Annotated in this window: 12 protein-coding genes; 8 read left to right on the plus strand and 4 right to left on the minus strand. The window is 64.4% G+C overall.

The window, feature by feature from the left end:
• Positions 1-2 precede the first annotated feature (2 nt).
• A complete protein-coding gene (argR, locus tag J3481_RS01190; RefSeq protein ID WP_206831137.1) occupies positions 3-488 on the plus strand; it encodes an arginine repressor in 486 nt (161 codons plus the stop codon).
• 89 nt (positions 489-577) lie between these two features.
• Complete coding sequence (gene cysK / locus J3481_RS01195; RefSeq protein WP_206831138.1) at positions 578-1501, plus strand: cysteine synthase A; 924 nt, start codon at positions 578-580, stop codon at positions 1499-1501.
• 311 nt (positions 1502-1812) lie between these two features.
• Here the strand turns inward: cysK and J3481_RS01200 are convergent, their stop codons facing one another.
• From J3481_RS01200 to J3481_RS01215, 4 genes are all read right to left on the minus strand, one after another.
• Entirely contained in the window at positions 1813-2499 is a 687-nt protein-coding gene (locus J3481_RS01200) for a hypothetical protein (protein ID WP_206831139.1), read from the minus strand.
• Positions 2500-2578: 79 nt separating this feature from the next.
• Positions 2579-2770: a hypothetical protein gene (locus tag J3481_RS01205; RefSeq protein ID WP_206831140.1), complete on the minus strand. Its 192-nt coding sequence runs from the start codon at positions 2768-2770 to the stop codon at positions 2579-2581.
• The gene (locus J3481_RS01210) at positions 2767-3009 is read right to left on the minus strand and encodes a hypothetical protein (RefSeq protein ID WP_206831141.1); all 243 of its coding nucleotides are present in this window, start codon (positions 3007-3009) and stop codon (positions 2767-2769) included. Before J3481_RS01210 ends, J3481_RS01205 begins: the two co-directional genes overlap by 4 nt.
• An 83-nt stretch (positions 3010-3092) precedes the next feature.
• Positions 3093-3983, minus strand: a complete 891-nt coding sequence (locus tag J3481_RS01215) for a YitT family protein (RefSeq protein WP_206831142.1) — start codon at positions 3981-3983, stop codon at positions 3093-3095.
• 139 nt (positions 3984-4122) lie between these two features.
• Here J3481_RS01215 and J3481_RS01220 point away from each other — a divergent pair, with 139 nt between their 5' ends.
• From J3481_RS01220 to pyk, 6 genes are all read left to right on the plus strand, one after another.
• A complete protein-coding gene (locus tag J3481_RS01220) occupies positions 4123-5430 on the plus strand; it encodes a DRTGG domain-containing protein (RefSeq protein WP_206831143.1) in 1308 nt (435 codons plus the stop codon).
• 5 nt (positions 5431-5435) lie between these two features.
• A complete protein-coding gene (gene dnaE, locus J3481_RS01225; protein ID WP_206831144.1) occupies positions 5436-8417 on the plus strand; it encodes a DNA polymerase III subunit alpha in 2982 nt (993 codons plus the stop codon).
• A gap of 103 nt (positions 8418-8520) precedes the next feature.
• The gene (locus tag J3481_RS01230) at positions 8521-8718 is read left to right on the plus strand and encodes a glutamate decarboxylase (protein ID WP_206831145.1); all 198 of its coding nucleotides are present in this window, start codon (positions 8521-8523) and stop codon (positions 8716-8718) included.
• A 42-nt stretch (positions 8719-8760) separates the two neighbouring features.
• Positions 8761-9663, plus strand: a complete 903-nt coding sequence (gene accD / locus J3481_RS01235) for an acetyl-CoA carboxylase, carboxyltransferase subunit beta (protein ID WP_206831146.1) — start codon at positions 8761-8763, stop codon at positions 9661-9663.
• Positions 9653-10612: an acetyl-CoA carboxylase carboxyltransferase subunit alpha gene (locus J3481_RS01240; RefSeq protein ID WP_206831147.1), complete on the plus strand. Its 960-nt coding sequence runs from the start codon at positions 9653-9655 to the stop codon at positions 10610-10612. The genes accD and J3481_RS01240 overlap by 11 nt, the downstream gene beginning before the upstream one ends.
• Positions 10613-10709: 97 nt before the next feature.
• On the plus strand, positions 10710-12128 hold the full coding sequence (pyk, locus tag J3481_RS01245) for a pyruvate kinase (protein WP_206831148.1): 1419 nt from the start codon (positions 10710-10712) through the stop codon (positions 12126-12128).
• Positions 12129-12166 lie beyond the last annotated feature (38 nt).

Genomic DNA, 12166 nt, shown 5'->3' on the forward strand with positions numbered 1-12166 from the left:
GGATGTTCACGAACGTTTGGCCGAGGAGGGTGTATGTGCAAAGCAAGGAACAGCGCTTGATGCGCATTCGCGAGATCGTGAGCCAGAACGAGATCGAGACGCAGGAGGATTTGGTGCACGCGCTCGAGGAGGCAGGGTTCCCCGTCACCCAGGCCACCATCTCGCGCGACATCAAGGAGCTTCAGCTCGTGAAGGTGGTGGGCTCGAACGGCAAGTACAAATACGCCCTGCCGACCGCGGTGAACAAGGTTTCCGTCGACGCCCTGCGCCGCAGGCTGGCGGAGGTCTTTATCTCCCACGCGCGCGCCAACAACCTGATTGTCATCAAGGTGGCGCCGGGCAACGCCCATGCCATCGGCGCGCTGATGGACGCGCTCGATCCGCCCGGGCTCCTTGGCACCATCTGCGGAGACGACACGATGTTGCTCGTGTGCCAGGACGAGGACGCGGCCGTGCGCCTGCTAAATGAGACGCTGAACATCGGATGACGCTGGCGTTTCGCGTTTTCCGAGTTATACTATAGAAGTTGGCATATTTCTGCCGCGGCCCTGCGCCGCGGCGCGTGAGGAGATTGCCTATGCCATTGTACAACTCGATTCTCGATCTCGTCGGTCACACGCCGGTCGTTCGCTTGAATCGCCTGCCGGATCCGAACGGCGCGAGCGTCTATGTCAAGCTCGAGGGCAAGAATCCGGCCGGCAGCGTCAAGGACAGGCCGGCCTTGAACATGATCTTGGAAGCGGAGCGGCAGGGCAAGCTCATTCCAGGCAAGAGCACCGTCATCGAGGCGACCTCGGGCAACACGGGCATCGGGCTCGCCATGGTCTGCGCCGCCAAAGGGTACCGATGCATCATCACGATGCCGGAGAACGCGACGGAGGAGCGGGTCAAACTGCTCAAGGCGTACGGCGCGGAGGTGCATCTCACGCCGGAGTCGAAGCGCATGAAGGGCGCGATTGAGCTCGCCGAGGAGCTGGCGGCTCGCATTCCATACAGCTTCATCCCGGCTCAGTTCGACAATCCCGCCAACCCCGACGCGCACCGCAAGTCGACGGCGCTCGAGATTCTCGAGGACTTCGAGGGCAAGCTCGACGCGCTCGTGCTGACGGCCGGGACGGGGGGCACGGTGACCGGCACGGGCGAAGTGCTGAAGGCCCGAATTCCGGGGATTAAGATTTACGTCGTCGAACCGAAGGGATCTCCCGTGCTGTCGGGCGGGCAACCTGGGCCGCACAAGATCCCCGGCACCGGCCCCGGATTTGTGCCGAGCATCCTGAACCGGGAGGCGTTTGACGAGATTTTGCTCATCGACGATCACGACGCGCAGATGATGGCGCGCCGCGTGGCCGCGGAGGAAGGGATTTTGCTCGGCGCATCCGGTGCCGCGTCGGTGTTCCACGGCCTGCGCATCGCCGCGGAACTGCCCAAGGAAGCGCGCGTGCTCTGCATGGCGCCGGATACCGGGGAAAGGTATCTCTCGTCCGATTTGTACCAGAGCTGACGTGCCTTGCATCGCCATGAGCGCAGATCGCGCGTAAAGATAGGTCTCAAGACTCATGTGGCCAGGGTGAGGACCCGATATACTGACGGTGTGGTGTAGTTGACCTTGTTCTACACTGTACCTATCCCTGACTGCCCGGTACTGCGGGAACCCCCGCCTCCTGCGCGAGGCGGGGTTTTTGTTGCTATCAGGCATCTGTGACAGGCTGCGGAAAGCGTTCGAAGCACACCCCTCAGGGGTTTCACATGCGCCCGCAGGGGACCTATCTGCGACGACATAGCGAAAGGCGCCGCATGCGCGGCGCCTTGGGTTTAATCCAGCAAACCGGACTGAAGAGTGTTCGTCATCTTTGTCAAGATCTTTGTGGCCATCTTGAGATCCGACACCTTCTGCTGTTCAAGCTGGGTCATGTCGATGAGCGTTGCGAGCAATGTGCTGTCATCGCCGTCCGCACGCGCCTGCTGAAGGAGTTGGACGTCGGCGGACACTTCCGCCTGCGTGTAGAGCGCGTCCTGAAGGTACGAGACCACGGCAGTCGAATCCGGCGTTTGTTGGGTGAGCACGTTGAGATCGCCCACCTGGACGAACAGTTGCAGCGCATGAATGTACGCGTTGAACGCCGACTGCAGCTGGCTCTGCGCCTGCTTGTCGCTCTGGGTGGCCTGCCGATAGGCCTGGAGCGTCTGTTGAAGCGCGTCATCGATGGCCGCGGGCGAGGTCGGAAGCGACTGCGTTGGAACCGGCGGATGCGCAATTTGCGTAGGATGGATGCTTTCATACGGCGCGATGGCCTGTTCGAACTGCGTGATGATCTGGTGGATGTTCGGCCGGTTCGTCCCGCCGCTGGATGAGCTGTCCGTGCCGTTTCCGGCTGTGGTGTTGGCCACGGCCAGGAGTATGGAGTTGGAAGCGGCGCGCGCCTCAGCTGCGGGCGCCGCGCAGAGGGACAGCAGGCTTACGGCCGACGCCGTCAAGGCAAGAAAAAGACCCCGAGTCACAGAAGTCACCTCGATCACGTGTTATCACATGGATTCGACGAATCGGGGCGAATCTGTGGGGGTCACGCGTGAAGTCGCTTTACTTTCCGATGGATTGGCGAAGCCGCTCCACGCCGTAGGCGGTGAGGAAGGCTGCGCAGGTGATGGCGAGATGCTGGGAAATGTGAGCCGCCGGTCGCGCGTCGTCAAAGACGCCTGGCAAATAGGTCGCGGCGAGGGCCGCGGCACCAATGTACGCCGTCCCCGCGTGAAACCAGGGTGAAAGCTTCATGATTGCGCCACCTCCTGATCGTCGGGGGAACCGTATTCGCGCTCCTGGGTGCGTTCGCGCCAAGCGCTCTTTGCGGCGTGGCGCGCGGCCTCGAAGCCCAGCAAACCGCCTGAGACCAGAAACAGCGCGTGCGCCAGGGCGTGATGCATCACCGACGTATCTGCCCACGCGTCGACGCTCGGCCATACGCCCACAGCCCACGCGGCCAGGGCCGCCACGATGGTCAGCGGAACCTTCACGGTCAATCGACCTCCCTGCGAGGTTTTCAAGACTGACGCTCCTTACAAGTTTGCTCGCAGAGATGAAAAGTTAAACGTTTGGATCACAGCGCACTTTGGCGGAACCGCCCGATGACCTCCGTGGTGTCGAGGATGGTGATGAACGCGTCCGGATCGAGCGACTGCACGATTTCCTTGAGATCCGCGATTTCGAGATGCGTCATGGCGCAAAGCAACACGCCTCGCTCGCGCTGGGTGTAGGCGCCATAGGCCCGCATGACGGTGGATCCGCGCACCAGGCGCTGGCCGATGGCGCTCGCGACCTCGCTCGGCTTGGACGTCACGATGAGGGCCGTCTTTCTCTGCTGGAAGTGCATGAGGCCCGAAACGACGCGGGACGCCGCGTACATGCTGACCAAGGTGTACAATCCCGCAGGCACGCCGAAGACCAGCATGGAGAGAAGGACGATGGCGGCGTTCATCACGAAACTCACCGAGCCGATGTTGCGGCCGGTCAAGCGGTGGACCACGAGGCTCACGATGTCCGTTCCGCCCATCGATCCGCCCACGCGGATGACGAGTCCAGACGACAGCCCCGTCAGCACGCCGCCGTACAGGCCCATGAGCAGCGGATCCGTGGGCGTGGTGAAGTGCAGTCGCACAAAGTCCGCGAGAACGGAAAAGCCCAGGATGGCGATCCCGGTCTGAAAGATGAACCGCCGGCCGAGGTACCGATAGCCGAGGATGAACAGCGGAATGTTGAAGACGAAGTACATCGTGCCCACGCCGAGCCCTGGGACGTAGTGATGGAGGATCTGCGCCACGCCGGTCACGCCGCCGGCCAGGATGTGGGCGGGGGTGAGGAAGTTATTGACTGCGACGGCGCCCACGAGATCGGAAAACAGGATGACTGCAATGCGCCAAGTCCAATCGAGCACAGGGTGGGAAGCGCCGCGCATGCCCACCATGCGGCGCACGTCGTCGTATACGCGCATGACCCACGTCTCCTCATCGCCACAAGTTCTGCCACCATTCTACACGGATTTTCAGGGCAATTGACGACAGGTTCGTGAAAGCTATGATCAAGCTAGACTCTACGCCGTGAGGGACCGCGCTCTGGTCCGAGGAGGATCCGTGACGACCAAACATCAGCAAATCCTGGAATACATCCGTTCCCTGCCGGTCGGATCCCAGATTTCCGTCCGCAAAATCGCGCGCGTGCTGAACGTCTCGGAGGGCACCGCCTATCGCGCCATCAAGGAGGCCGAGGCGGAGGGTTTCGTGTCCACGCTGGACCGCATCGGCACGGTGCGCGTGGAAAAAAAGGAAAAGGAACAGATTGAGCGCCTGACCTTCGCGGAGGTCGTCCGCATTGTGGAGGGGACCGTGCTCGGCGGCAAGGAAGGTCTGCACAAGACGTTGAGCCGCTTCGTGATTGGCGCCATGCGCACCGAGTCCATCAGCCGGTATCTGAGCCCCGGATGCCTGATGATTGTGGGCAACCGGGAGCAGGTCCAGCGCATGTCGCTCAAGAGCGGCGCCGCGGTGCTCATCACCGGCGGCTTCACCGCGTCTCCCATGGTGGAGAAGCTCGCCAACGAATATCAGCTGCCGCTCATCTCGTGTTCGTACGACACCTTCACCACCGCTTCGCTGATCAACCGCGCGCTCTACGACCGGCTCATCAAAAAGGACATTCTCTACGTCGAGGACGTGCTGCAGGATCAGCCGCTCGTCAGCCTGCGGCCGGACGACACCGTGCGCAAGTACTATCATCTGGTGGAGGAATCCGGCCACTCGCGCATGCCGGTGGTGGATGCGAACGGTCGCTTGGTGGGCATCATCAGCCCGCGCGACGTGGCGGAGGCGGAGCTCGAGGCTCCCGTGTCGCGCTACATGACGCGCAATCCGGTCTCCGTCACGCCGAAGACGACCATCGCCTCGGCCGCGCACCGGATGGCGTTTGAGGGATTTGAGATCATGCCGGTCGTCAAGGACAAGGACGTGATTGGCGTCATCACGCGCCAAGACGTGATTCGCGCGTTGCAGATCATGAATCGGCAGCCGCAGGTGGGAGAGACGGTGGAAGACGTCGTGGTGCGCGATTTCAACGTGGTGCAATCCCCCGATGGATCCACGGTGCTGCGCGGGCAGGTCACGCCGCAGATGACGACGTCGGGCGGCACGCTTGCGACGGGATCGCTCACGACCATCATTCAGGAGGCGGCGCGCGTCTGCCTGCGCCGAGCGCGCCACGTCGACATGCTGATCGAAAACATGACGCTCTACGTGCTCCGCCCCGTGCCGGTCGACACCACCGTCGACGCGAAGGCGCGCGTGCTGAACGACGGCCGGCGCTACGCCAAGGTGGAGGTCGAAATTGCGGACAAAAACGACGTGTTTGCGAAGGCGCTGGTCACCGCGCAGTGGATCGAGAGGTGAGCACGGTGGACTTTGTGCACCTGCACGTGCATAGCGCGTTCTCCTTCCGCGAAAGCCTGCTGCGCTTGGACGATCTCGTCCGGGCCGCGAAGGCGCATGGGATGCGGGCGGTGGCGCTCACCGACACCAACGGCATGTATGGCGCCCTCACCTTCTACCGGTTGGCGCGCGGCGAAGGGCTCTCGCCCGTCATCGGCATGCAGGTCGCTTGGCTTGCTGACGAGGAAGACGCGGGGCCGGGGCGGTTGGCTGCGTCCCTCGATCAGGTGGTGGTTCTGGCGATGGGGCTTTCGGGATATCGCCGGCTCACGCGACTTGCAACCCAAGCGCGCTCGAAGCGCCCGGTGCCCTATGTCACGCTGTCCGAGCTTGCGGAGAGCTCGCAGGGCCTCGTGGTGCTCTGCGGAGGCCCGGAGTCGCGCCTGTTTCATCACCTCGCGCGCGGCGAGGCGGATGCCGCCGAGCGGCTGTTGGCGCGGGTGGCGAATGCGGTGCCCGCCGGCCAGCTGTTCATCGATCTCCAAGATCACGGCCTGCGCCGAGAGCGGGAGGGACTGCCGGGGCTCGTCGATCTCGCCCGCCGCTGGGACGTGCCGCTTGTGGCGACGAACGACGTTCGCTATCTCGCGCGGGAAGATGCCGCCTGGCACCGGGCGTACGCCGGGCTCGAGCGCCCCGACGCCGACGACTGGTTCGCCACGGACGAGTTTCACTTTGCGTCGCCGGAGGACATGGCGGACCGGTTCGCGAACTTCCCGGAGGCGCTCCGCCGGACGGGCGAGATCGCGGAGATGTGCGCGCTCGAACTGCCGCTCCACCAGGTGCGGATGCCGCGCTATGCGACGAAGGACGGGCGCAGCGCCGACGAGGTGTTGCGCGAAGCCGCGCGTGCGGGCGCCGTCAGGCGGTACGGGACCCTGTCGCCCGAGGTGGAGGCGAGGCTTGAGCACGAGCTCGCCGTCATTTGCGACATGGGGTACGCCGATTACTTTCTCGTCGTGGCCGACTTCATCCGCCACGCGCACCAGCAGGGCATCTCGACCGGGCCGGGGCGCGGATCGGCGGCCGGCAGCCTCGTCGCCTACGCGCTGCGCATCACGGACGTGGATCCCATCCGCCACAAGCTGTTGTTCGAGCGGTTTCTCAATCCCGCTCGCGTCTCGCTGCCGGACATCGACACGGACTTCGAATTCGAGCGGCGCGGCGAGGTCATCCGCTACGTGATCGAGAAGTACGGGCGCGATCGCGTCGCGCAAATCGGCACCTTTGGCACCCTGCAGGCCCGGGCGGCGCTGCGGGACGCGGGCCGCATGCTTGCTGCCGATCCGGCACTGGTCGATCGCCTCGCCAAGCTGGTGCCCGGCGTGGTGCACGCGTCGCTGGACAGCGCGTATCAGGAGGTGGCCGCCTTTCGGGAACTGGTGGACGGGAATCCGGATGCCGCGCGGCTCTTCGAAGCCGCGAAGCGCCTGGAGGATCTGCCGCATCACACGTCCATTCACGCGGCCGGGGTGATCATTTCTCCCGAGCCCATCGCGGACTGGATTCCGCTCGACTGGGCGGCGGACGACACGCCCGTCACCGCCTATCCGATGGAGGACGTCGAGGCGCTCGGATTCGTGAAGATGGACTTTCTCGGCCTCAAGACGCTCACGCTCATCGATCGCGCGGTCGCGTCCATCCGCCGGCGCACGGGCATCTCCATCGACTGGCGGCATGTGAACGAGGACGATCCGGCCACGTACGCCCTCCTGACGCGGGCTGACACCAACGGCGTCTTCCAGCTCGAGTCGGCCGGCATGCGCCGGGTGTTGAGGGAGCTGCGCCCCACGAGTCTGGATGACGTGATCGCCGTGATCTCGCTGAATCGTCCGGGGCCCATGGAGAATATTCCTGCGTTTTGCGACGCGAAGCACGGAAGGCGCCCCGTCACCTATCCTCATCCCGATCTCGCGCCGATCCTCGCCGACACGTACGGCGTCATCGTGTACCAGGAGCAGATCATGCAGATCGCAAGCCAGATGGCGGGATTTTCGCTGGCCGAGGCGGACTTGCTGAGGCGCGCCGTGTCGAAGAAGAAAAGGGAAATCCTAGATGACGAGCGATCCCGGTTTGTGCAGGGCTGCATCCAGAGGGGATACAGCGAGGAGATCGCGCACGAGGTGTACAACCTCATCGTGCGTTTCGCGGACTACGGGTTCAACCGCTCGCACGCGGCGGCGTACGCGGTGTTGGCGTTCCGAACGGCCTACCTGCGCGCGCACTTCCTGTCGGACTTTTTGGCGGCGCTTCTCACGCTGTCCATCGGCGTGCCGGACAAGGTGCGCCTGTACGAACAGGACGCGCGGCGGCACGGGATTGCGGTGCGCCCGCCGTCGGTGCAGCGGAGCGAGCGGGGATACACCGTGGAAGAGGACGGGAATCTGCGCGCCGGCCTCCTTTCGGTGCGAAACGTCGGGGAGGCGGCTGTCGATCACATCCTGGCGCTCCGCGCCGAGCAGCCGTTTGCGTCCCTGGCGGACTTTCTCCGCCGCATTGAGCCGCGCATCGTCAACCGCAAAGCGCTCGACAGCCTGTTTGCGGCGGGCGCGTTCGACGAGTTTTTCCCGGAAGGCGCGTCGCGCGACGTGCGGCGCAAGATGTTCGAGGAGGCGCTTGTGCGCGCGGAGGACAGCCGGCAGTGGGCGGCGCTCGATCTCTTCGTGGAGGCGGAGACGAAGTCAGAGGGTGCGCCGGGTGCGGACGGAGCGCCCGCCGCGGTCGGCAAACGGCTCTACATTCGGTACCGAAGCCGTGGCGGGGCCCAGGTGCTCAGGGAGATTCAGCGCATCCTCGCCATGGCGCCTGGTGAGACCGAGGTGGCTCTGTACGACGCTTCGACCGGACGGGCTCGGTTGCTCGGTTCGCGCTACCGGGTGCAGGTCAGTCAGGACTTGATTGCGGCGCTCGAGGAGCGCGTGGGGCTTGGCAACGTTCGTATCAAGTGAGAAAACCTTCGTGTCGCATCCTGGTTTCTGCATGTGTCTCTTGGGACAGACATGGTATAATGCGGGCAAGAAGGATCACGATCTTGCCAGGAGCGTAGGAGCCATGTGGACGGTTATCTACATCGCACCGACATCGCAGCAGGCGGAACGGGTTCGCCTGAGGATGACGGAGGAAGGCTTCCTCGTCAAGGTGAAGAAGGCGCGCGGCGCAAAAGAGCAATATGAGATTCTGATTCCAGAGAGCGAGCTCGACGAGGCGCAGGAAGTGCTCAGGGACATCCTGCACTCGTCGTTGTCGTGACAGCGCGCCTTCTGCGCAAGGTGGGGTTAAAGAGGTGGGGTTGTGTTAAAAGATCTGTTCAACCGACGGCGCCAGTACGTCACCGTGGGAACGGGCGAAGAGACGGCGCCCGAGGCGCGGCAGCCCAGGCCTGCGGAGGAGCGGGATGTGCCGAAGGGCCTCGTGCAGAAGTGCGAGGGGTGCGGCGCCCTGCTGTTGGCGAAGGAACTGCAGAAGCATCTGTACACATGTCCGGAGTGCAACTACCACTTCCGGATTGGGGCGCGCACGCGCATTGAGATCACGGTCGACGAAGGGTCGTTCCAGGAGATGGACGGCGGCTTGACGTCCACGAATCCCCTCGGCTTTCCGCAGTACGAGGAAAAGCTGGAGGCGGCCATGCGCGCCACCGGCCTTCTGGAGGGCGTCCTCACGGGCGAAGCGCTGCTCGACGGGGTGCCCATTGTCGTCGGCGCGATGGAGCCCGGTTTCATGATGGGGAGCATGGGCTCGGCGGTCGGCGAGCGCATCGCGCGGGCGATGGAGCGGGCCGCGGAAAGCAAGCGGCCGCTCGTTTTGTTCACGGCATCGGGGGGCGCCCGCATGCAGGAGGGCATCCTGTCCCTCATGCAGATGGCCAAGACGAGCGTGGCGCTCACTCGCATGCACGAGGCCCGCGCACTGTTCATCTCGGTCATCACGCATCCCACGACAGGCGGCGTCAGCGCGAGCTTCGCGAGCCTCGGCGACGTGATCGTCGCGGAGCCGGGCGCGATGTTCGGCTTCGCGGGCCGGCGGGTCGTGGAACAGACCATGAGGCAGAGTCTTCCGGACGATTTTCAGACCGCAGAGTTCAACCTGAAGCATGGCATGATCGACAAAGTGGTGCACCGCAAACAGATGCGCCAGACGCTCGGCGCGCTGGTGCGCATGCACACGGCTCGGGGGTGGGCGCATGGCGAATGAGCTGGATTTCGAGCGGCCCATCGCCGAGCTGAAGGCGAAGATCGCCGAGCTCAAGGCCTTTATGGAGAAGAACGGGATCGACCTGCAAGGCGAAGTCGATAAACTGGAAGAGCGGCTCAAGGAACTCACGGAAACCACCTACGCGAACCTGACGCCCTGGCAGCGGGTGCAGCTGGCCCGCCAAATCGGGCGGCCGACGACGCTGGATTACATCCGCGGGCTCTGCGACGAGTTCGTGGAGTTGCACGGAGATCGGCACTTCGCCGACGATCTCACCATCGTCGGCGGCGTGGGGCTCATCGATGGCCAACCGGTGACGGTCATTGGCCATCAGAAGGGGCGGGACACGAAGGAGAACATCCGCCGCAACTTCGGCATGGCCAATCCGGAGGGTTATCGCAAGGCGCTCCGGCTGATGAAGCAGGCGGAGAAGTTCGGCCGGCCCGTGGTGTTTTTCATCGACACCCCCGGCGCTTATGCGGGCATGTCGGCCGAGGAGCGGGGGCAGAGCGTGGCCATCGCCGAGAATTTGTTCGCCATGGCGGGTCTGCGCGTGCCGACGCTGTCCATCGTCACGGGAGAGGGCGGGAGCGGCGGCGCGCTGGGCCTCGGCATCACGGACCGCATCTACATGTTGGATTACGCGTGGTACTGCGTCATCGCACCCGAATCGGCGGCGGCCATCCTGTGGAAGGACGCGAAGCTCGGGCCGAAGGCCGCCGAGGTAATGCGGCTGACAGCCAGGGATTTGCTCGATCTCGGCGTCATTGACCGGATCATCGAGGAGCCGATGGGCGGCGCGCAGAAGGATCCGGAGTGGATGGTGCGGCGCGTCCGCGAGGCCGTGATCGAAGGGCTGCGCGAGCTCGTGGCCGTGCCTATTGATGAACTGCTCCGCGCGCGATACCATAAGTATCGGCAAATGGGAACCTACGTCGAACGGCCGTGAAGCGGTGTCCGGCGCCGCCGGACTTCCCGCTTCTTCCTTTGTGTGCGCATCCGCGGCACGGAACGAGGCCGAAAGTTTCGCGAAGAGAGGGTTAGGCATGCGAAAGACGAAGATTGTGGCCACCATTGGGCCGGCGAGCGAATCGCTCGACATGTTGACGAAGCTCATCGAGGCCGGTTTGGATGTCGCCCGACTCAACTTCTCGCACGGTACATACGAGGAACACGCGGAGCGCATCCGCCGCATCCGCGAGGCGTCGGCCCGCGTGGGCAAGCACGTCGGCATTATGCTCGACATCAAGGGACCGAAAATTCGCACGGGCAAGATCCAAGGCGGCCAGGTGGAGCTCAGGGACGGGGACGAGATCGTCCTCACCATCGATCCGGTGGAGTACGGCACGAAGGAGCGGGTCTGGGTTTCGTACGAGGGACTGGTGGAGGACGTGTACCCCGGCGCGCCCATCCGCATCGACGACGGCCTCATTGGACTCGAGGTCATCCAGGTGAAGGGGCATGACATTCACTGCCGCGTGACGAACGGCGGCGTGTTGAAGGACAACAAGGGCATCAACGTCCCAGGCGTAACCCTCCGCATTCCGGGCGTCACCGAGAAGGACAAGGCGGATATTCGGTTTGGGATTGAGCACGGCGTCGACATGATCGCGGCGTCGTTCGTGCGCAAGGCGGCGGACGTGCTCGAGGTGCGCCGCATTCTGGAGGAGCACAATTACCAGGCGGACATCATCTCGAAGATCGAGACGCGCGAGGGGCTGGATCGGCTCGACGAGATCGCGCAGGTGTCGGACGGCATGATGGTGGCCCGCGGCGATCTCGGCGTGGAGATCCCGACGGAAGAGGTGCCGCTCGCGCAGAAGCGGATTATCTCCATCTGCAACCGATACGGCAAGCCGGTCATCACGGCGACGCAGATGCTCGATTCGATGCAGCGCAATCCGCGGCCCACGCGCGCCGAGGCGAGCGACGTGGCGAACGCCATCTTCGACGGCACGGACGCCATCATGCTCTCGGGCGAAACAGCGGCGGGGCGGTATCCGCTGGAATCCGTGCGGACGATGGCGCAGATCGCGGAGCGGGCCGAGGCTGCCATCGCGCACGACGAGGTGGCGTACCGGCACCGCACGGAGGTCACGCACACCGTGTCCGACTCGCTCGCGCACGCCGTGCGCACGCTCGCGGCCGATCTCGACGTGATCTCCATCATCACGGCGACGACGTCCGGGCACACCGCCCGCTGTGTGTCCAAGCACCGGCCCATGACGCCCATCATCGCGGTGACGCCGTTCGATCACGTCGCGCGGCGCCTGACGCTCTACTGGGGCGTCCTTCCCGTCGTCGTGCCGGACATCGCGGGCACGACGGACGAGTTGCTCGCGAGTTCCGTTCAAGGGGCGCTCTCGACTGGCTATGTGCACAAGGGCGATCGCGTCATCATCATGGGCGGCATTCCCGCGGGCACGGCGGGCACGACGAACTTCATGAAGGTGCACACGGTCTGAGGCGCTCACCGGTTCGAGCCTGGATAGAGGCGCGCGCG

Source organism: Alicyclobacillus fructus (assembly GCF_017329605.1).
Taxonomy (GTDB): Bacteria; Bacillota; Bacilli; order Alicyclobacillales; family Alicyclobacillaceae; genus Alicyclobacillus; species Alicyclobacillus fructus.

Excerpts from the sequence above, each read along its gene's own strand:
- argR (WP_206831137.1), top strand. The coding sequence starts at position 3 with ATGTTCACGAACGTTTGGCCGAGGAGGGTGTATGTGCAAAGCAAGGAA.
- J3481_RS01240 (WP_206831147.1), top strand. The coding sequence starts at position 9,653 with ATGGCGAATGAGCTGGATTTCGAGCGGCCCATCGCCGAGCTGAAGGCG.
- J3481_RS01215 (WP_206831142.1), bottom strand. The coding sequence starts at position 3,983 with ATGCGCGTATACGACGACGTGCGCCGCATGGTGGGCATGCGCGGCGCT.
- pyk (WP_206831148.1), top strand. The coding sequence starts at position 10,710 with ATGCGAAAGACGAAGATTGTGGCCACCATTGGGCCGGCGAGCGAATCG.
- J3481_RS01205 (WP_206831140.1), bottom strand. The coding sequence starts at position 2,770 with ATGAAGCTTTCACCCTGGTTTCACGCGGGGACGGCGTACATTGGTGCC.
- cysK (WP_206831138.1), top strand. The coding sequence starts at position 578 with ATGCCATTGTACAACTCGATTCTCGATCTCGTCGGTCACACGCCGGTC.
- J3481_RS01230 (WP_206831145.1), top strand. The coding sequence starts at position 8,521 with ATGTGGACGGTTATCTACATCGCACCGACATCGCAGCAGGCGGAACGG.